This is a genomic window from Rhizobacter sp. P3_B12, assembly GCF_056402895.1.
This window is the reverse complement of sequence record NZ_JBFUGN010000031.1, coordinates 1-18,284: the sequence shown is the minus strand read 5'-3', so window position 1 is coordinate 18,284 and position 18,284 is coordinate 1. Positions and strand designations below refer to the sequence as shown.

The following is an 18,284-nucleotide window of genomic DNA, read 5'->3' as shown; positions in this document are numbered from 1 at the left end:
GTGCGTTCCTGGAACGCAGCGCCATCGCGAGCCCGGCATCCTGGTACGGCAGTTGACGCGCGCCCTTGCCGATGATGGGCCAGGCCGACAAGACGTCGTAGAGCGGTGTCAACGAGTAGGCGCCACCTTGGTGTATGAAGATGGAAAAGTTCTTCGCATGGCCGTCGGGTGCCGCCAGCAGCCAGAAAGCAAGCTGAGCCAACGTGAACTCGAGGCGCGCGAGCCACGGCGCCTCGCTGTTGCCCAGTACCTCAAGGCATTCCCGAATGCCCGGGCCACCGTCCTTCTCATATTTGGCTGCGGGAGGCTTGCCGGCGGCCTGGCACAGGTCTTCCTGCGGAAGCCGAAGCAGGTACGCGTCGGGGTCGTCGGTCCACTGGCGGTCGAATCGCTCCACGACGAGGGCGCGCTGTTCACCGAAGTGGGCCATCTCGGTGGTGGCCACGTCGAGGCCGAGCTCGCGAAGGATCTGGGCGCACAACCATTCGTTCTCCACCGAGGCGCTGAAGTCCGCGTCGTACTTCGTCACCTTGCCCAATGGGAGCTTGAAGATGTGAGTGGTCGGCGTGGCATTCAGAGGCCGGCACCAGCTTCCCCGGTGCTTGAGCAGCGCGGTCTTCTCCTGCGCGCCGGCAATGGAAATGCGGAAGTCGTCCGTGGGTCGGGCTGCCGCGAAGGCCGGCGTCACGGGCACCTCGCGCAAGATGCGCTCGATGTCGCGATCGGTGAGGCGTTCGTACTCGACCCGGCGGATGTCGTGAGGCTCCTGGCCCACTGGGAGCAATTGAGCTGCACCCACACAATCGCGCCCGATGGCTGCAAGCAGGTCGAAGGCATCTGTGGAACGCGTGCCGTACCGGCTTCGGATGCGCCGCCGGATGTCATCGTTGTCCGGCAGCAGGTTGTCGAAGTAGTTCTCGACCACTGCTCCGCGCAGATGCCCCGTGGAGGTGAGCGGCAGCGACAAGGACAGCGGGCGTGCGCGCTCGGAGGCGAGCCAGCTCGATGCGTACTCGAACGAGTGCGAGTGCTCGTCGGACCAGGTGCCCACCAACTCGCCATTCATCCAGACGGTGAGTTGGCCCATCACCAGCTTCCGGTGGACTTCTTCGCTGCACGAATCCGGGAAAGGGGCTGGGTGGCCGGGCCCTTGCCGGTGGGGACCCAGCCGCCTCCATCGGATTCCCGCAAGAGCATCTGCGCGCCGAGCGCCGAGAGCATCTTGTGCAGCTGCGACACGCTCACGGAGCCCGGGTCGCCCTCGATGTCAGCGATGCGGGATTGCTTGACGCCGAGGAGCCGACCGAGGTCTGCCTGCGTCAGCTTGCGCGCCTTGCGCAAGGCGCGAAGATGCGGTGAGAGTTGGGCGATGGTGGCAACCTGCAAATCCATGGGTATGTCCGATCAGCGATAAAAATTGAATATCGCCAAAATACAATATCAAGTAAATATCGTGAATTGTCAATGTTCAAGGAAGATTGGCAATGAGCGATTTCCGCGAGGAGACCTTGATTGACAGTCGAAGACGGCGCCGAGAACAATCGCCGGCTGTCTCGAGCTCGAAGAACGGTGTTCCGCAATGCAGACCGATCCCCCGGATGAACAACCTCGTTTCGCCACCGCCCCGCTGACCCTCGGCGTGGTCGGCGCCGGCGTGATGGGCATGGGCATCGTGCAGATCGCGGCGCAGGCCGGGCTCGCGGTGCGGGTCTTCGATGCGCGCGAGGGCGGCGCGGCGGCGGGCTGCGAAAAGCTCGCCATCACGCTGCGCACGCTGCACGAACGCGGCAAGCTGAGCGCCGAACAGGCGGCAGCCGCCACCGCGCGCTTCGCGCCGGTCGCCACGCTCGAGGCGCTGCGCGACTGCGATGTCGTCATCGAGGCGATCGTCGAGGACCTCGGCGCCAAGCAGGCGCTGTTCGCCCAGCTCGAGGCGCTGGTGCGCGACGACTGCGTGCTCGCGAGCAACACCTCGTCGCTGTCGGTCACCGCGATCGCGGCCGCATTGCGGCTGCCGGCGCGGGTGGCCGGCTTCCACTTCTTCAACCCGGTGCCGGTGATGAAGGTGGTCGAGGCGGTCGACGGGTTGCTGACCGACCCGGCCGTCACGCTGAACCTGCTGGCGCTCGGCCGGCGCCTGGGCCACACCGCGGTGCGCGCGAAGGACACGCCGGGCTTCATCGTCAACCACGCCGGACGCGGCTTCGGCACCGAGGGCTTGCGCATCCTCGCCGAGGGCGTGGCCGAGTTCCACGCCGTCGACCGCGTGCTGCGCGACGTGGCCGGCTTCATCGTCGGCCCGTTCGAGCTGATGGACATCACCGCGCTCGACGTGTCGCACCCGGTGATGGAATCCATCTACCGCCAGTACTACGACGAGCCGCGCTACCGGCCGCAGCCGCTGACGCGCCAGATGCTCRCCGCCGGCCTGGTCGGGCGCAAGGCCGGGCGCGGCTTCTACCGTTACGACGGCGGGCAGAAGCAGGCGATCGCCGAGGCGGCGGCACCGGCCGCGCGGCCGGCGTCGGTGTGGCTCGCGCCCGATGCGCCGGCTGCATTGCGCACGCTGGTGGCCACGCTCGGCGTGCCGCTCGACGACGGCGCCGCGCCGCGTGCCGAGAGCCTGTGCGTCGTCGCACCGGTCGGCGACGATGCGACGACCTGCGTGCAGCGCCTCGGCCTCGATGCGCAGCGCACGGTGGCGGTGGAGACGCTGTTCGACCTGTCGCGCCGCCGCGTCGTGATGACCACGCCGGCCACCACCGCCGCCTGGCGCGAGGCGGCGCACGGCCTGTTCGCGGCCGACGGCGTGCCGGTCACCGTGATCCGCGACAGCGCGGGGCTGGTCGCGCAGCGCGTCGTCGCGACCATCGTCAACATCGCCTGCGACATCGCGCAGCAGCGCATCGCGACGCCGGCCGACATCGACCTCGCCGTCAAGCTCGGCCTGAACTACCCGCTGCCACCGCTCGCCTGGGGCGACCGGCTCGGCGCGCGCACGGTGCTCACGATCCTCGAACGCATGCACGCCTTCTACGGCGATCCGCGCTACCGCCCGAGCCCGTGGCTGAAGCGGCGTGCGCTGCTCGGGCTGTCGCTGCTGGCGGATGAAGCCTGAGGACGCCGACAAACGCGCGACAAGCGTTACCCTGCGCCATCGACCCGAAACCCCCTCCCGGAGATTCCGCCATGTCCACGCCCAAAGCAGCCTTCCAGTGGGACGACCCGCTGCTGCTCGACCAGCAGCTCGAGAGCGATGAGCGCCAGGTGCGCGACGCCGCCCGCGACTACGCGCAGGGGCGCCTCGCGCCGCGCGTGCTCGAGGCCTTCCGCCATGAGAAGACCGATGTCGAGATCTTCCGCGAGATGGGCGAGCTCGGCCTGCTCGGCCCGACCATCCCCGAGGCCTACGGCGGCGCCGCCCTGAACTACGTCTGCTACGGGCTGGTGGCGCGCGAGGTCGAGCGTGTCGACTCCGGCTACCGCTCGATGATGAGCGTGCAGTCGTCGCTGGTGATGGTGCCGATCCACGAGTTCGGCAACGAGGCGACCAAGCAGAAGTACCTGCCGAAGCTCGCGCGCGGCGAGTGGATCGGCTGCTTCGGCCTGACCGAGCCGGACCACGGCTCCGACCCCGGCAGCATGGTCACGCGGGCGCGCAAGGTCGACGGCGGCTACAGCCTGTCGGGCGCGAAGATGTGGATCACCAACAGCCCGATCGCCGACGTGTTCGTGGTCTGGGCCAAGGACGACAGCGGCGCGATCCGCGGCTTCGTGCTGGAAAAGGGCTGGAAGGGCCTGAGCGCGCCGGCGGTGCACGGCAAGGTGGGCCTGCGTGCCAGTGTCACCGGCGAGATCGTGATGGACAACGTGTTCTGCCCCGAGGAGAACGCGTTCCCCGAGGTGCGCGGCCTGAAGGGCCCGTTCACCTGCCTGAACAGCGCGCGCTACGGCATCGCCTGGGGCGCGCTCGGCGCGGCCGAGGACTGCTGGCACCGCGCGCGCCAGTACGTGCTCGACCGCAAGCAGTTCGGCCGGCCGCTCGCGRCCAACCAGCTGGTGCAGAAGAAGCTGGCCGACATGCAGACCGAGATCACGCTCGGCCTGCAGGGCTGCCTGCGGCTCGGCCGCATGAAGGACGAGGGCACGGCCGCGGTCGAGATCACGTCGATCATGAAGCGCAACTCCTGCGGCAAGAGCCTGGACATCGCCCGGCTGGCGCGCGACATGATGGGCGGCAACGGCATCAGCGACGAGTTCGGCGTCGCGCGGCACCTGGTGAACCTGGAGGTGGTCAACACCTACGAGGGCACGCATGATGTGCACGCGCTGATCCTCGGCCGCGCCCAGACGGGCATCGCCGCATTCTCCAACTGAAGGGAACCACCATGACCACGGCCTACGACTTCGAAGCCACCACGATCGACGGCAAGCCGGCGCCGCTGGCGGCCCAGCGCGGCAAGGTGCTGCTGATCGTCAACACCGCCAGCGCCTGCGGCTTCACGCCGCAGTTCGCCGGGCTGGAGGCGCTGTGGAAGAAATACACCGACAAGGGACTCGTCGTCGTCGGCTTCCCGAGCAACCAGTTCGGCCACCAGGATCCCGGCAGCAACGACGAGATCTCGTCGTTCTGCCAGCTGAACTACGGCGTCAGCTTCCCGATGATGGCCAAGACCGACGTGAACGGCAGCGATGCCCACCCGCTCTACAAGTGGCTGACCGCCGAAGCCCCGGGCATCCTCGGCACCAAGGCGATCAAGTGGAACTTCACGAAGTTCCTGGTCGGCAAGGACGGCCAGGTGATCAAGCGCTATGCGCCGACCGACACGCCGGAATCGCTGTCGGCCGACATCGAGGCCGCACTCTCGGCCTGAACGACTGCGGCCTGAACCACCTCGGCCGGCGCGTTGCCCGCGGGCGCCACGCACACGCGGTTGCGGCCGGCCGCCTTCGCGACGTAGAGCGCGGTGTCGGCGCGCGACAGCAGCGCCTCCAGCGAATCGCCGGCCGGCTGCGCGACCGCCACGCCGATGCTGACGGTCGGGCGGATCGGCCGGCCCGCGTCGTCCTCGACGCACAGGTTCTCGATCGCACTGCGCAGCCGCTCGGCCGCGGTCACCGCGCCGTCGTGGCCGGTGTCGGGCAGCAGCGCGACGAACTCCTCGCCGCCCCAGCGGCCGAACACGTCGAGCTCGCGCAGCGCGCCCTGGCAGGCCCGCGCCACCGCCTGCAGCACGCGGTCGCCGGCCGGGTGGCCGTGCTCGTCGTTGACGCGCTTGAAATGGTCGATGTCCAGCAGCAGCACCGAGAAGCTCGCGGCGCTGCGGTCGACGCGCTTCAGCTCGGCGCCGCCGCGCGCGGCGATCGCACGGCGGTTCAGCGCGCCGGTCAGCGGATCGGTGGTGGCCAGCGTCTCGAGCTGGTCCTGCGCCTGCTTCAGCGCCGTCACCTCGGTCAGGCTGCACAGCCAGCCGGGTTCGTCCTCGTGCACCAGCGGCACGCAGCGCACCAGCACCCAGAACGGCGTGTTGTCGCCGCGCTGCAGGCACATCTCGCTGACGCGGCCGGCATCGATCTGCGCCTGCGACGACAGGCTCTTGATCAGGTCGTGCAACTGCTCGTGCGCGCTCTGGCGGGCGCTGGCCGCGTCGCCGGTGCCGTCGTCGCCGAACAGCCGCAGCAGTGCCGCATTGGCCATCATGATCGACAGGTCGGCCTGGCGCAGCACCGCCACCGGTGCAGGCGCGGCCTGCAGCACGTCCTCGGCCGCCTTGCGGCGCAGCGACACCAGCGCCTCGCGGCGGCGTTTCTCGGCGTAGCCCAGCAACAGCAGCAGCGCGGCGAGCGCGCCGGCCTCCAGCGGCATCGTGCGCAGCGCGGCCCAGCGCAGCTGCGCGCGGTCGACCACGATCGCATAGCGCCACGGCGTGGATTCGATGTCGTAGACCAGCGCCCAGTCGGCGGCGAGTTCCTGCCGGTTGTTGGCCGGCGCGGTGCGCAGCGCGCTCCAGTCGCCCGAGGTGCCGGCGCGCTGCGCGACCTGCTGCAGCGTCGGCGCCTTGTCGGAGGCGCCGCCGACCAAGGTCGGGTGCGCGATCACGCGGTCATGGCCATCGAGGATGAAGGCGGTCGCGATGCCGAGCGCCGGCCGGCGCACGTACTGCGACAGGCTGTCGAGCTGGAAATCCATCGCCGCGATGGCCCGGTAGTGGCCGTCGGCATCGTCGATCGGGATCGCCAGCGTGCTGATCAGCCCGTTGCCCTTGGGATCGTCGTACGAGGCCGACCAGACCGGCGCCCGGCCGGGGTTGCCCTCGACGAGGCCGTCGCGGTAGGGCTCGCGGCGCAGCATGTCGGGCGTGAACAACTGCAGGTCGTCCGAGGCCGGCGGAAAGATCAGTTGGAAGCCCTGGCCCGACAGGTAGTACACCGCGGCGGCGGCGGCCTGCGTGGTCTTGGCCTGGATCAGCGCCGGCCCGAGCGCGAGCGCGATCTCGATCTCGCGGCCCTTCTCGCTGCCCTGCGCCGGGGGCGGGCCGGCGAGACTGAAGGCTGGCGAGTCGGCATGGTTGTTGCCCGAGGCACGCGCGATGTGATGCGCGGGACGCGTGATCGGCAGCAGCACCGTGGTGCCGGGGATGTCCAGCCGCTCGGCGAGCGCCGCCGCGTGCTCCTTCGACAGCGCGAGGCCCTGCTGCTGGAACAGGCCGTTCGCGACGCCCTGCAGCATGAAGACGCTGTTGCGCGCCGAGCGTGTCGACAGCCCCACCTCGCGTGCCGCTTCGTGCGCGGCCTCCTGCACGTCGCCCCACAGCCGGTCCTGCCGGGCCGACCAGGCGGCCAGGAAGACGGCGACCGCCAGCGTCACCACGGTGGCGTATGCGGCCCAGTGCGCCTTGTTGCGGATCGATCTGACAGTCACTCGGGGAACTCTCTGGTCTCTGCCCTGCGCGGGGGCGGTGCGTGTGCCGGCCGGACATCGGCGGCGCCTCGCCCRAGGGATATCGGCCGCGCCGGGCGGGGGCTGAAGGGCGTCGCGGATAATTTGCATCCGACACCGACTCACCCCTCCACCCAAGGCAGCACCATGTTCGAGCACGTCGACGCCTATGCGGGCGATCCCATCCTGACCCTCAACGAGGCCTTCGGCCGCGACCCCCGGCCGCACAAGATCAACCTGAGCATCGGCATCTACTTCGACGACGACGGCCGGCTGCCGGTGATGCGCGCGGTGCGCGAGGCCGAATCGGCGATGCTGCAGACGATCGGCGCGCGCCCGTACCAGCCGATGGAGGGCGCGGCCAACTACCGCCAGGCGGTGCAGCACCTGCTGTTCGGCGCCACGCACGAGGCGGTGACGAGCGGTCGGGTCGCGACGATCCAGACGCTCGGCGGCTCCGGCGGGCTGAAGGTGGGCGGCGATTTCCTGAAGCGCTATTTCCCGGATTCCAGCGTGTGGGTCAGCGACCCGACCTGGGACAACCACCGCGCGATGTTCGAGGGCGCGGGCTTCACCGTCAGCACCTACCCCTACTACGACGCGGCCACCGGCGGCRTGCGCTTCCCCGAGATGCTGGCGGCGCTGTCGGTGCTGCCGGAGAAGAGCATCGTGCTGCTGCACGCCTGCTGCCACAACCCGACCGGCGTCGACCTGAGCGCGGCGCAATGGGCCGAGCTGATCCCGGTGCTGGCGCAGCGCAAGCTGATCCCGTACGTGGACATCGCCTACCAGGGCTTCGGCGACGGCATCTCGCAGGACGCGTTCGCGATCCGCGCGCTGGCGGATGCGGGGCTGAGCTTCTTCGTCGCGAGCTCGTTCTCGAAGAGCTTCTCGCTGTACGGCGAGCGCTGCGGCGGCCTGAGCGTGGTGTGCCCGAACGCGACCGAAGCGGCGCTGGTGCTGGGCCAGATGAAGGCGACGATCCGCAGGAACTACAGCAGCCCGCCGACGCACGGCGGCCAGATCGTCGCGCGGGTGCTGCAGACGCCGGCGCTGTACGAACAGTGGGCGGCCGAGCTCGACGCGATGCGCGTGCGCATCAAGGCGATGCGCGAGAAGCTGCACGCGGTGCTGAGCGCCAAGCTGCCGGGCCGCGACTTCGGCTACTTCCTGAGCCAACGCGGGATGTTCAGCTACACCGGGCTGACGGCCGAGCAGTGCGACCGGCTGCGCGAGGACCACGCGGTGTACCTGGTGCGCTCGGGGCGCATGTGCGTGGCGGGGTTGAACTCGGGCAACGTCGAGGCGACGGCGGTGGCGATGGCGGAAGTGCTGAAGTTGCCCGGATGCAATCCGGATTTCTCAACAGCACACACCCGTTCGCCCTGAGCAGGGGCTGAGCTTGCCGAAGGCCCGTCCGTCGAAGGGTTGCACCCGACGCGTGCCGGGCTGGGCGGGCCGGTCAGACCTTCGGCCCGTGCACCTGCTCCCGTTCGTAGGCCGCGATGAGGTTGTCCACCGCCATGGCATATCCGCCGGGATGCTGCAGCGCGTTGGTGAAGCGGTTCACATCGCCCGCCGTGAAATGGGGTCCGTGTTCGTTGACGAAGTCGTTGATGTCGCTCTCGGGCGTCGCGCTCTTCGCAAGAGTTGCCTTCAATGACTGAAGACGGGATAGCGGATCGGCATGGAACGAGGACTTGCCCGGCGCGGGACGCTGGATCCGCTTCATGGCAGCGGCCAGCCAGCGGGGCGCCCGCAATGCGCCCCGCACGGCGAGGCTCAGGCGTGACGAGGGCTTGGTGGTGATCGGGTCGTTCATGCTGTGCATTCCGGTTGCCAGGGTTTTTCCCAGGGTCCCGTGAGTCGCAGGCGCAGCACGCAACGTTCCACCGGAAGTTCATCTGTACCGCCCGGCAAGTCGAAGCGGCTGAACGACGATGAAGAAAGGTGTGTAAGGACGTGGGCTGGACGCCGACAGAGTCCGGCCAGTGCGAGGGATTCATCCTCGGCTGCATCCCACATCAACCTGAAGGAATGATCATGCTGAACCTGAAGTCCGGCCTCGCCCTGGCCACCACCGCCGCCGCCCTGTTCTCGCTGGGCACCGTTGCCACCAGCGTGCAGGCTGCCGATGAAGGCAGCGTCAAGTGCGCTGGCGTCAACAGCTGCAAGGGCACCTCCGACTGCAAGACCGCCAAGAGCGAGTGCAAGGGCCAGAACGGCTGCAAGGGCCAGGGCTGGGTCGGCAAGAAGACCGCCGCCGAATGCACCAGCGCCGGTGGCACGGTGCTGAAGTAAGACCTGGCGCCCGAAGCCGGCATGGACATGAACACCGCGCTGCAAGGCTTCGGGCTCGGGCTGCGCACCGAGCACTACCGCGACTTCTGCAGCGACGACCGCGCACTCGCGCGGCGCGTCGACTGGCTCGAAGTGATCTCGGAGAACTACATGGTGCCCGGCGGCAAGCCGCTGCACCACCTCGACCGCATCCGCCGCGACCACCCGATGGCGATGCACGGCGTGTCGCTGTCGATCGGCAGCACCGACGCGCTGAACGCCGGCTACCTGCGCGACCTGAAGGCGCTGGCGCAGCGCATCGAGCCGGCGTGGGTGTCCGACCACCTGTGCTGGACCGGTGTCGACCACCACAACCTGCACGACCTGATGCCGATGCCGTACACCGAGGCGGCGCTGCGCCACCTGGTGCCGCGCGTGCGCCAGGTGCAGGACGTGCTCGGGCGGCGGCTGGTGCTGGAGAACGTGTCGAGCTACGTCAGCTTCGCGGCCGACGAGATGAGCGAGTGGGAGTTCATCGCCGAGCTGCTGCAGCGCGCCGATTGCGAGCTGCTGCTGGACGTCAACAACGTGCACGTCAGCAGCGTGAACCACGGCTTCGATGCACGGCGCTTCATCGACGCGATGCCGCGCGAGCGCGTGCGGCAGATCCACCTGGCCGGGCACGAAGACCACGGCAGCTACCTGATCGACACGCACGACCACCCGGTGTGCCCGGCCGTGTGGGAGCTCTATGGCTACACGGTGCAGCGGCTCGGCCACGTGCCGGCGATGATCGAGCGCGACGACCACATCCCGCCGCTGGCGGAGCTGGTGGCCGAGCTCGACCAGGCGCGCGCGGTGGAAGCCGCGGCGCTGCAGGTGGCGGTGGCCGCATGAACGCACTGATGCGCCAGCAGCGCGAACTGCACACCGCGATGCTCGGCGCGGCGGCTCCCGAAGGATTGCTGCGCGATCCGGTGCAGCACGAGCCGCTGCTGCGCATCTACCAGAACGCCTACCGCGCGCGGCTGGCGGCGGCGCTGCGCGACAACCACGGCGTGCTGCCGCGCGCGATGGGCGACGAGGCCTTCGACGCGCTGGCCGAGGCCTACCTGCAGGCGCATCCCTCGCGGCAGCCGTCGATCCGCTGGTTCGGGCATCGGCTCGCAGAGTTCATGGCGGCCAACCCGGATCGGGTGCCGCATCCGGCCTTCGTCGACCTGGCGCGCATGGAGTGGGCGTTGCGCGATGCCTTTGATGCGGCGGATGCGACGCCGATGACGCCGGCTGAGCTGGCGGCGCTGCCCGTCGATGGCTGGCCGCAGCGCGTGCTGCGCTTTCACCCGAGCGTGCAGGTACTGGCGCTCGATTGGCACGTGGAGCCTGCGTGGCGGGCGCTGCAGGGCGATGACGAGCCGGAGCTGGCCGAGCCGGAAGCCGGCGAGCACCAGCTGATCGTCTGGCGGCCGGTGCTGGAGACGCGCTGGCGGACGGTGACGAGCGCGCTCGAGGTGCAGTTGCTCGCGGCGGCGATGCGGGGCGAGGATTTCAGCGCGCTGTGCAACATCGCTGGCGATGTGGTCGGGGTGGTCGGCACGGTCCAGCAATGGACCGCCGAGGGCCTGCTGATCGTGTAGTGCTCAGTGCGCGCCTTGCAATGCCGGCTGCTCGAGATCCCGCACGATGCGCCCGTGCTGCAGCACCACCACGCGTTGCGCCATCGCGATGGTTTCCGGTCGATGGGCGACGACGATGCGTGTCAGCGCGAGGTGCCTGATCGATGCGTTGACCTGTTGCTCGTTCGACAAATCGAGGTGGCTGGTGGCCTCGTCCAGCACCAGGATCTTCGGATTCTTGTAGAGAGCGCGCGCCAGCAACAGGCGTTGCCTCTGTCCGCCGGAGAGGCCTGAACCGATGTCGCCGACGAGCGTGTGGTAACGCATCGGCATTGCATTGACCTCGTCGTGGATCGACGCGAGCCGCGCACAAGTCTCGATGCGTTCGAGGTCCGGCGAGGGATCGAAGAGGCCGATGTTGTCAGCGATCGAACCGGCGAAGAGCTGGTCGTCCTGCATCACGGTGGCCACCATTTCGCGAAAGTTGCGCAACCCCAGCTGCTTCAGCTTGACACCGCCGACCAGCACCTCGCCGGCCGTCGGCTCCAGCAGGCCCAGCAGCAGCTTGACGAGCGTCGTCTTGCCGCAGCCCGAGGCTCCGGTGATCGCGATGTACTGCCCTGCGGGAATCGTCAACGACACATCCTCCAACAGCCACGGCTCGCCATCGGCATGGCGGAACGACAGGCCCTTCAACTCGATCTCCGGTTGCACCCGCCCGAGGTCCACCTCGGCGTCATGCGATTCCTCTTCGGGTGGCGTCAGCACGATGTCGGCCACGCGCTCGCCATGCAGGCGCAGCATGAGCAGTTCGAAGAGCTTGTCGATCAACGCAGCCATGCGCTGCGTGAACTGATCCTTGTAGCTGATGAAGGCGAACAGCATGCCCACCGAGAAGCGCGCGTCGAGCACGGAGAGCGCCGCCAGCCAGACGACGATCACGCGCTCGGCGCCGAACAGCAGCGTGTGGGCCGTCTGGTACGAGACGCTGAGCCGAGCGATCCGCAGGTCGGCATTGAACTGATCAGCCAACGCGTTCATGTAGCCGATGCGGCGCTCGTCGACGCGGTTGAACAGGCGCAGGCTCTGCACGCCGCGCGCCGATTCGATGAGGTGGCTCTGATGCCGGGCGGCATGGATGATCTGCTCGGCGGTGGCCTCGCGCATCGAGCGGAAGATCGTCCACCGCAGCAGTGCGTAGAGCATCACGGCGGTGCAGGCTACTGCCGTGAGCCGCAGGTTGTAGAGCCCCATCACGACCAGCGTGCCAAGCACCAGCACGCCATCGATGACGCCTTCGACGAACTGCGTGGTCAGGCTGCGCTGGATGGTCTGGATCGAGCCGAAGCGCGAGACGATGTCGCCCAGGTGTCGCCGCTCGAACCAAGCCAGCGGCAGCTTCATCAGGTGCCCGAAGGCATGGCCGAGCCATTGGAAGTTGAAGTGGGTCGCGAGCACCGTGGTGATCCACGAACGCACGCCCGACAGCGCGCCTTGCAGCAGCATCAGCAACAGGAAGCCGATGCCGAGAACGGTCAGCAGGTCGCGGTCGGCGGACACCACGGCCTCGTCGATGACCCATTGCAGGTAGAACGGGGCGGTGAGCGCGCAGACCTGCAGGGCGAGGCCGAGCAGCAGCAACTGCAGCAGCCCGGCTCGCAGCCCGCTCACCCGGCCCATCAGCGACAACAGACGGAATTGCTGGCGCTCTTCCTTCTTCGTGAATTGCGCATCGGGCGAGGCTTCCAGCGCGACGCCGGTGAAGTGCTTTCCCAGTTGGTCGATCGTGAGGCGCCGTTCGCCGACGGCTGGATCATGAAGGGTCACGTGCCCCGCCTTCGCGGCCTTCAACACCACGAAGTGGTTCATGTCCCAGTGCAAGACGCAGGGCAGCTTCAGGTCGCCGATGCGCTCCAACGCGAGCTTCAACGGGCGTGTCTGCAACTGCAGGCCGCGCGCGATCGCGATGAGGCTCTTCAGCGTGGCGCCTTTCAGCGAGACAGGGAAGCGCCTGCGCATGTGAGGCAGGTCGATCCGATGGCCGTGGAAGCCGGCCACCATCGCGAGGCAGGCGAGGCCGCATTCGGCCGCCTCGGTCTGCAGGATCACGGGCAGGCGTGGCGTGCGCCAGAAGGCGAAGTCTGGCCGGCGGAACTCCATGCGTCAGGCGCGGCCGGTGATGCTGTACAGCGGCTCGAGGATCCACTCGTAGAGCAGGCGCTGTTCGAGCAGCACGCTGGCCTCCAGCGCCATGCCCGATTTGAGCGGCTGCGCGAGGCCATAGGCCTGGATGTCCTGCCGCCCGAGGCTGACGCGGATGCGGTAGAGCGGCTCCGAGGCCGAACCGGTCGATGGGACGACACCCGGAAACGGAAACTCCTCGGGGCGCATCGCGATGCGGGACACCTCGCGCACGCGGCCCGCGTGCTGGCCGAACTTCTGGTACGAGAACGCCTGGTAGCGCAGCATGACGGTCATGCCGGCCTGGATGAATCCGGCGGCGCGCGACGGGGCGTAGAGCTCGGCTTCGAGCTGCCCGTCTTGCGGCAACACGATGGCCAGGGCCTGGTTGGATGCCACGGCGTGACCCGGCTCCGCCGCGATCGCCGCGACGATGCCGCTGTGGGGCGCTCGCACCCAGATCCGGCGACGGGCTTCGTTCTCGATGAGATCCTGTTCGATGGCGGCGATGCTGCGGCGCGTTGCCTGCTGGTCGCGCTCGCCCTGGATGACGAGATCGCGAAGCTCGGCCTGATTGCTCGCGAGTTCCCGCGCGGTCGAAGCCGCGGCACGCTCGAGATCACCGAGGCGTTGCTGCTGGTCGAGCAGTTCTGCCAGACGGTCTTGCAACTGCGCGGCGGAGATGAAGTGGGCGGCCTGCAGCTCGGTGTACCGGTGGACCGCTTCATCGGCGAGCGCGACGCGGCGAGCCTGGAGCGTGCGCTGTTCATCGACCCGCCGGCCTTCATCGGCCAGGTCGAGCGCACGACGTTCCGTGGCTTGCTTGCGCTGTGCCGACTGGCGCAGCTGCTGCGCTGCGTCGGCTTGAAGACTGTCGCGCCGCGACCGCAGAAGGTCGGACACCGTCTGCTCGGCATTGCCTTGCGTCGCGGCGGTGCGCTCGCTGCTCAGCACGAAGAGCACGTCACCCGCCTTCACGGGTTGCCCGTCCACCACGCGGCGTTCGGCAATCAGACCCGGCTGCGGCGACACGACGCGAATCACCCCGGCGCTCGGCAGGATCACGCCGGACACCTGGGCCTTGCGGGTGTAGCTGAAGAAGGCGAAGAACAGGACGATCGCGATAGCAAGCGCTGTGAACACGCAGGTCAGCAATGCGAAGGAGGGTGGGCGGGTGAGCAGGATGTCGCCGTGGCTGCGATCGGTGGCGTGCGCAGGGCTTGCTCTCTGAACAGCGGTAGCGTCATGGGAAGAGTTTCGGAGAGTCTGATCTGTAATCGCTATTTGCCTCGCCGCGTTGATTCGCTTGCTGGCATTTTCAGTGACTCATTTGATGTTCAAGAGAATAATTCTCACTGTAGAGGCCAATAGTATCCCGACACCTGTTGTCAGAAGGGTGGAAGACCAAGGTGCTGTTGCGACGAGAAACAGGATTGCTGTCGCCATCGACATAATAAATACAATACAAATTTTCCTGCTACTGGGCGGAGTGGTCTTGCGCTCCTTGATAGCTTTGAGCGTCTTCAGATATAGGAAAGTAATTACAAGCAGAATGATGCTGAAGGCGATCCAGATTGCGATATTTTCGGTTGAGCTCATCAGTCGTTGGCAGTCATCAGCTTATAAAGCCCCTTGCCGGTCAAGATCCCGCCGCCGCCGGATGCGGCAAACGCGATGGTGGCCCCAAGAATACCAACCGGTGCTGCTGCTATACCAAGGCCCAGTCCTACAACGCCCAAGCCGATACCGATATAATCCTGAGCCGAGGGCTCGCCGCCGGAGACGGCATCAGTATCTTGAAGAGTCAGTTCCTGCATTCGATTTTCTCCATGCGACTGGTCAAGGTTCGGTGTTTTGCCTCGCTGCTCGCCAATCAAGCTGAGAAGTCTAGTCAGTGATTGGGAGTTTTCTACAGGACAGATGTCCACCAAGATGACGTCATTCGATGTTATGGGTGCGTATCTTTTATGTTGCTCCAAGTGTTGCTATGAAACTGGATTCGGAAGGGCGTGGCAACTGCGAGGGCCGTCTCGACAATTTATCCTCATTCACCAGTAGTGGTATTCATGAAGGCGACGTCTCATCCGCTGGAACTCTTCTCACGCGTGTGTCTAGCCAACGATTGATTTGGTGGTAAGGTTCGCTGCAGCCCCGAATTCGTGACGTGCAGTTTGCTGCCGATCATCTGAAACAAAAGGCGAGCAGAATTGTCGCGGGCAGGTTGGCGAGAAAATGAGTTAGGACAAGCACCCAGTAGTATGAGTTGGGCAATATTTTGCGCCAATGCAAAAGCGTGAGGCTGAATATGAAGAAGCCCCAGAATGCCACGACTGCCTGCGCCGAAGAGGTAATCCCGTGCAATACAGCCCACACCAAAGCACAGAGAAGAGATGGTGCAATGGCCCCTCGTACTGCTCTTTCTGCCATGAACATCATCGGAATCAATAATGCCGATTCAAGAAGTGGCGCAACCAACAGTGGCATTACGGTGTCGGCTATGGAATGAAAAGGCTCGGCGTGCTCCAAGGGTAAGTGACTCTGCAGCAACGTCACCAATACAAGCGGTGGAACTATGGCGGCAGCAGCTGCCAAGAAGGAAAACAGCCATGGATTCGCTTTGGTTCGGCTAAGAATGGCTCGTGGCGATGTGAGCATCTATCAATCCTCAAGGTATTCTGCGCCCCATTCAAGCCGCCTCGTCTCTTTTTCGATTATTTCTGCGCAAACCAGGAGGGTCGTCGGGAAACCAGAGCCAAGCCGGATCGGTCGCTCCCTGACGTAAGCAGTACGCTCGCCAAGCAATGACAATTCGCGAGTAAAGCAGAACCATCCCAGTGAAAGCGAGCGTGGCTATGACTGAGGCAGCCACCGTCCATAGAACTGGTAAGTCCGGAAGAAGCGCCTTGGATGCGACGGAAATGATTGCCGTCACGCCCAGCGATGCAACGAGTGATTTGGTGATCAGGTTCATTACAATCCCAAGTCTTTGGCGGAAAAGGCCAGCGGCTTGCAATCTGCCGGGCGGTGATTTTCATTGCCCAAACAAAAAAAGCTGGTGAAGCTCTTGCTGCCGACCGGGAACGGATCGCGAAAAACCAGCAACCCTCCATTTGGCAACTCTGAGTTTCGCGCCTGCACATACAGATCCAAAGGCATCTTGTGAGAAGTATTCTCGATTACTTCCTTCAGATCGTTTGCCGACGCAGGATGCAGGAATGAGCCTGTAGAGTGGCTGTACGTCCCATGAAAGTGAAGATAAGTGGGGCGAATTGATCTACTGGCCAGCATGTCATGTCGAGGCGTTGATAGATAAATGTTTGCACAGGCTGAAACACGGCCGCCTTGAATTTCGACGCTCAAATTCTTCCTTCGCACTTCTTCTCGCAGATATTCCGATACGAACTCTCTGCCCCCGGGGGAATCCTTGATGCGCAACGTGCGTAGGTTCGGCGTCTTTTCAGCAGCGGCTTTGTAGCGTTCAAGCAGCTCGGAATCGAGAGATCCCGAGAGAACAATCAAGTCCCTTCCATTGGTTTTTACATTCGTCAGGCTCATTCCGTAGAGCGAAAGTGTTCCGAGTACGAGTGCAGCCAGTGCACAAGGCACCAGAACCAGCCAGATAGGACTTTTCAGAAAAGTAGGCGGCATGGGACTCGCATTCGGCTCTTGCTCAATGTGTCTGAGATGCGCCTCCAAGAGGCGCATCCCTTTCACGCTCAGTCAAATATCATCGACAACAAACCAACAATGCAAAGCGATGCGCCTTGAGTGCAACTATCGATGAACATGGCGAATTGACTTGCATCCATGTTGCTGGAGCTTGAAGTCGTATAGGTGATCGATCTATTTGCGCCACTTGAGCCACCTCCACCGGCTCCCATGCCACCTGCGGCCACGTCGCACTCTGCTTCACTCATTTCAAACATTTTTGTCTTTCATCATCAGGTGAATCCAGTCTTGCTGGAAATTCGAGCCTGCGGAATCCGCAGGCTCGGTGCCTAAACTCCCGCAACGTGCAACTTCAGCGCGGTTGACTCATTCTGCCGGCCGACCGCTTCGGTAGGCAGGATCCATTTATCATCAGTATTACCACTAGCTTCGGCACCATGTGGCCGATTTCTCAAGCAGTCTGCATCGGAAATGTGCGCAATGGCAAGCTGCGCCATCTATTGCATAGATGGCGCTATGAATCAAATATATGGCTAGGGAATCTGGCGGTCGAATTACCCCAAGCAGTCCGCCATCAAACCTTCACTCGCGGCACCCGCCCCATCAGGTAGAACTCATCGTTCGGCCGCAGGCTCATCAGGTTCGCCATCCGGTTGCTCAATCCGAACAAGGCGGTGATCGCCCCGATGTCCCAGATGTCCTCGTCATCGAAGCCGTGCGCGCGCAGCGCCTCGAAATCCGATTCGACGATGTTCGCGGCGTCGTTGCAGACCTTCATCGCGAAGCCGAGCATCGCCTTCTGCCGCGGCGTGATGTCGGCCTTCAGGTAGTTGGTCGCGACCTGGTCGGCGAGTTGGGGCTGCTTCTCGTACACGCGCAGGATCGCGCCGTGCGCCACCACGCAGTACAGGCAGTTGTTGGCCCCCGAGGTCGCGACGATGATCATCTCGCGCTCGCCCTTCGTCAGCTGGCCGCCTTCCTTCAGCAGCAGCGCGTCGTGGTACGCGAAGAAGGCCCGTGCCTCGTCGGGCCGGTGCGCGAAGCCCAGGAACACGTTCGGCACGAACCCCGCCTTCTGCTGCACCTCGAGGATCCGCGCGTGGATGTCATCGGGCAGGCCGGCGAGTTCGGGCACCGGGTAGCGGCTGATGGGGGGGCGGCTCATGGGCATGTCTCCTGGTCTTGTGATCGAACCAGGATACGTCGCTGCATGGGCCGGGGCCCGGCGTTACCATCGCCGCCCGAAAGGACGCCCATGCCGAAGCCCCCCAACGAACGCCGGTCCGGCGGCCTCGCTGACCTGTCGTCGCTGGTCTATTCCACCGACACCGGCCGCATCTGCCCGGACTGCCGCCAGCCGATCGGCCAGTGCGCGTGCAAGGCGCAGAAGGCGCTGCCGCAGGGCGACGGCATCGTGCGGGTCTCGCGCGAGACCAAGGGCCGCAAGGGCAAGGGCGTGACGCTGGTGAAGGGCCTGCTGCTCGATGCCGACGCGCTGAGTCTGCTGTCACGCGAACTGAAGGCCGCCTGCGGCGTCGGCGGCACCGTGAAGGACGGCGTCATCGAGCTGCAGGGCGACCACGTCGAGACCGTGATGG

Annotated in this window: 21 protein-coding genes; 8 read left to right on the top strand and 13 right to left on the bottom strand. The window is 65.7% G+C overall.

Annotated elements, in window-relative coordinates; genetic code table 11:
- Nucleotides 1–1,087, bottom strand: a 1,087-nt coding sequence (locus AC1D01_RS03650; RefSeq protein ID WP_477864722.1) for a HipA domain-containing protein, incomplete at its 3' end; no start/stop codon positions are given.
- Entirely contained in the window at nucleotides 1,087–1,392 is a 306-nt protein-coding gene (locus tag AC1D01_RS03645; protein ID WP_477864721.1) for a helix-turn-helix domain-containing protein, read from the bottom strand. The genes AC1D01_RS03650 and AC1D01_RS03645, both read right to left, overlap by 1 nt.
- A 187-nt stretch (nucleotides 1,393–1,579) precedes the next feature.
- Between AC1D01_RS03645 and AC1D01_RS03640 the strand changes: the two genes are divergently transcribed.
- From AC1D01_RS03640 to AC1D01_RS03630, 3 genes are all read left to right on the top strand, one after another.
- Entirely contained in the window at nucleotides 1,580–3,118 is a 1,539-nt protein-coding gene (locus tag AC1D01_RS03640; RefSeq protein ID WP_477864720.1) for a 3-hydroxyacyl-CoA dehydrogenase, read from the top strand.
- Nucleotides 3,119–3,189: 71 nt separating this feature from the next.
- Entirely contained in the window at nucleotides 3,190–4,377 is a 1,188-nt protein-coding gene (locus AC1D01_RS03635; protein WP_477864719.1) for an acyl-CoA dehydrogenase, read from the top strand.
- Nucleotides 4,378–4,388: 11 nt separating this feature from the next.
- Entirely contained in the window at nucleotides 4,389–4,874 is a 486-nt protein-coding gene (locus AC1D01_RS03630; protein WP_477864718.1) for a glutathione peroxidase, read from the top strand.
- Here AC1D01_RS03630 and AC1D01_RS03625 read toward each other — a convergent pair.
- Complete coding sequence (locus AC1D01_RS03625) at nucleotides 4,811–6,922, bottom strand: diguanylate cyclase (protein WP_477864717.1); 2,112 nt, start codon at nucleotides 6,920–6,922, stop codon at nucleotides 4,811–4,813. The genes AC1D01_RS03630 and AC1D01_RS03625 overlap by 64 nt on opposite strands.
- A gap of 165 nt (nucleotides 6,923–7,087) precedes the next feature.
- On the opposite strand from AC1D01_RS03625, the gene AC1D01_RS03620 reads away from it, so the two are divergent.
- Nucleotides 7,088–8,329 carry an amino acid aminotransferase gene (locus AC1D01_RS03620; RefSeq protein ID WP_477864716.1) on the top strand — a complete coding sequence of 414 codons (1,242 nt, stop codon included), beginning with the start codon at nucleotides 7,088–7,090 and terminating at the stop codon, nucleotides 8,327–8,329.
- A gap of 73 nt (nucleotides 8,330–8,402) precedes the next feature.
- Here AC1D01_RS03620 and AC1D01_RS03615 read toward each other — a convergent pair whose 3' ends face one another.
- On the bottom strand, nucleotides 8,403–8,762 hold the full coding sequence (locus tag AC1D01_RS03615; protein ID WP_477864715.1) for a hypothetical protein: 360 nt from the start codon (nucleotides 8,760–8,762) through the stop codon (nucleotides 8,403–8,405).
- Between the two features lie 221 nt (nucleotides 8,763–8,983).
- On the opposite strand from AC1D01_RS03615, the gene bufA2 reads away from it, so the two are divergent.
- From bufA2 to AC1D01_RS03600, 3 genes are read left to right on the top strand one after another with little or no spacing between them, the layout of a single operon-like run.
- Nucleotides 8,984–9,241 carry a BufA2 family periplasmic bufferin-type metallophore gene (bufA2, locus tag AC1D01_RS03610; RefSeq protein ID WP_047501706.1) on the top strand — a complete coding sequence of 86 codons (258 nt, stop codon included), beginning with the start codon at nucleotides 8,984–8,986 and terminating at the stop codon, nucleotides 9,239–9,241.
- A gap of 21 nt (nucleotides 9,242–9,262) precedes the next feature.
- A complete protein-coding gene (gene bufB, locus AC1D01_RS03605) occupies nucleotides 9,263–10,117 on the top strand; it encodes an MNIO family bufferin maturase (protein WP_477864714.1) in 855 nt (284 codons plus the stop codon).
- Nucleotides 10,114–10,857 (top strand): HvfC/BufC family peptide modification chaperone, encoded by a 744-nt coding sequence (locus tag AC1D01_RS03600; protein WP_477864713.1) that lies wholly within the window; start codon nucleotides 10,114–10,116, stop codon nucleotides 10,855–10,857. Before bufB ends, AC1D01_RS03600 begins: the two co-directional genes overlap by 4 nt.
- A gap of 3 nt (nucleotides 10,858–10,860) precedes the next feature.
- On the opposite strand, the gene AC1D01_RS03595 is transcribed toward AC1D01_RS03600, so the two are convergent.
- The 9 genes from AC1D01_RS03595 to AC1D01_RS03555 form a co-directional block, all read right to left on the bottom strand.
- Nucleotides 10,861–12,996, bottom strand: a complete 2,136-nt coding sequence (locus AC1D01_RS03595) for a peptidase domain-containing ABC transporter (RefSeq protein ID WP_477864712.1) — start codon at nucleotides 12,994–12,996, stop codon at nucleotides 10,861–10,863.
- 3 nt (nucleotides 12,997–12,999) lie between these two features.
- On the bottom strand, nucleotides 13,000–14,172 hold the full coding sequence (locus AC1D01_RS03590) for an HlyD family secretion protein (protein WP_477864711.1): 1,173 nt from the start codon (nucleotides 14,170–14,172) through the stop codon (nucleotides 13,000–13,002).
- A 171-nt stretch (nucleotides 14,173–14,343) separates the two neighbouring features.
- Entirely contained in the window at nucleotides 14,344–14,616 is a 273-nt protein-coding gene (locus AC1D01_RS03585; RefSeq protein WP_477864710.1) for a hypothetical protein, read from the bottom strand.
- Complete coding sequence (locus AC1D01_RS03580) at nucleotides 14,616–14,834, bottom strand: hypothetical protein (protein ID WP_477864709.1); 219 nt, start codon at nucleotides 14,832–14,834, stop codon at nucleotides 14,616–14,618. Before AC1D01_RS03580 ends, AC1D01_RS03585 begins: the two co-directional genes overlap by 1 nt.
- 364 nt (nucleotides 14,835–15,198) lie before the next feature.
- The gene (locus AC1D01_RS03575; RefSeq protein WP_477864708.1) at nucleotides 15,199–15,672 is read right to left on the bottom strand and encodes a hypothetical protein; all 474 of its coding nucleotides are present in this window, start codon (nucleotides 15,670–15,672) and stop codon (nucleotides 15,199–15,201) included.
- 31 nt (nucleotides 15,673–15,703) lie between these two features.
- Nucleotides 15,704–15,988: a hypothetical protein gene (locus AC1D01_RS03570; RefSeq protein WP_477864707.1), complete on the bottom strand. Its 285-nt coding sequence runs from the start codon at nucleotides 15,986–15,988 to the stop codon at nucleotides 15,704–15,706.
- Nucleotides 15,988–16,731: a hypothetical protein gene (locus AC1D01_RS03565; RefSeq protein ID WP_477864706.1), complete on the bottom strand. Its 744-nt coding sequence runs from the start codon at nucleotides 16,729–16,731 to the stop codon at nucleotides 15,988–15,990. Before AC1D01_RS03565 ends, AC1D01_RS03570 begins: the two co-directional genes overlap by 1 nt.
- A gap of 2 nt (nucleotides 16,732–16,733) precedes the next feature.
- Nucleotides 16,734–16,943 carry a hypothetical protein gene (locus AC1D01_RS03560; protein ID WP_477864705.1) on the bottom strand — a complete coding sequence of 70 codons (210 nt, stop codon included), beginning with the start codon at nucleotides 16,941–16,943 and terminating at the stop codon, nucleotides 16,734–16,736.
- Between the two features lie 317 nt (nucleotides 16,944–17,260).
- Nucleotides 17,261–17,857, bottom strand: coding sequence for a peroxidase-related enzyme (locus AC1D01_RS03555; RefSeq protein ID WP_477864704.1), 597 nt, complete (start codon nucleotides 17,855–17,857; stop codon nucleotides 17,261–17,263).
- An 84-nt stretch (nucleotides 17,858–17,941) separates the two neighbouring features.
- Between AC1D01_RS03555 and AC1D01_RS03550 the strand changes: the two genes are divergently transcribed.
- Nucleotides 17,942–18,284: translation initiation factor Sui1 (locus AC1D01_RS03550; RefSeq protein WP_477864703.1), on the top strand; the 343-nt coding region annotated here is incomplete at its 3' end.

Bases quoted from the DNA above. Each gene is read 5' to 3' on its own strand.
- AC1D01_RS03555 (WP_477864704.1), bottom strand. From the start codon at position 17,857: ATGCCCATGAGCCGCCCCCCCATCAGCCGCTACCCGGTGCCCGAACTC.
- bufA2 (WP_047501706.1), top strand. From the start codon at position 8,984: ATGCTGAACCTGAAGTCCGGCCTCGCCCTGGCCACCACCGCCGCCGCC.
- AC1D01_RS03600 (WP_477864713.1), top strand. From the start codon at position 10,114: ATGAACGCACTGATGCGCCAGCAGCGCGAACTGCACACCGCGATGCTC.
- AC1D01_RS03595 (WP_477864712.1), bottom strand. From the start codon at position 12,996: ATGGAGTTCCGCCGGCCAGACTTCGCCTTCTGGCGCACGCCACGCCTG.
- AC1D01_RS03570 (WP_477864707.1), bottom strand. From the start codon at position 15,988: ATGAACCTGATCACCAAATCACTCGTTGCATCGCTGGGCGTGACGGCA.
- AC1D01_RS03630 (WP_477864718.1), top strand. From the start codon at position 4,389: ATGACCACGGCCTACGACTTCGAAGCCACCACGATCGACGGCAAGCCG.
- AC1D01_RS03560 (WP_477864705.1), bottom strand. From the start codon at position 16,943: ATGTTTGAAATGAGTGAAGCAGAGTGCGACGTGGCCGCAGGTGGCATG.
- bufB (WP_477864714.1), top strand. From the start codon at position 9,263: ATGGACATGAACACCGCGCTGCAAGGCTTCGGGCTCGGGCTGCGCACC.
- AC1D01_RS03575 (WP_477864708.1), bottom strand. From the start codon at position 15,672: ATGCTCACATCGCCACGAGCCATTCTTAGCCGAACCAAAGCGAATCCA.
- AC1D01_RS03580 (WP_477864709.1), bottom strand. From the start codon at position 14,834: ATGCAGGAACTGACTCTTCAAGATACTGATGCCGTCTCCGGCGGCGAG.
- AC1D01_RS03645 (WP_477864721.1), bottom strand. From the start codon at position 1,392: ATGGATTTGCAGGTTGCCACCATCGCCCAACTCTCACCGCATCTTCGC.
- AC1D01_RS03615 (WP_477864715.1), bottom strand. From the start codon at position 8,762: ATGAACGACCCGATCACCACCAAGCCCTCGTCACGCCTGAGCCTCGCC.
- AC1D01_RS03585 (WP_477864710.1), bottom strand. From the start codon at position 14,616: ATGAGCTCAACCGAAAATATCGCAATCTGGATCGCCTTCAGCATCATT.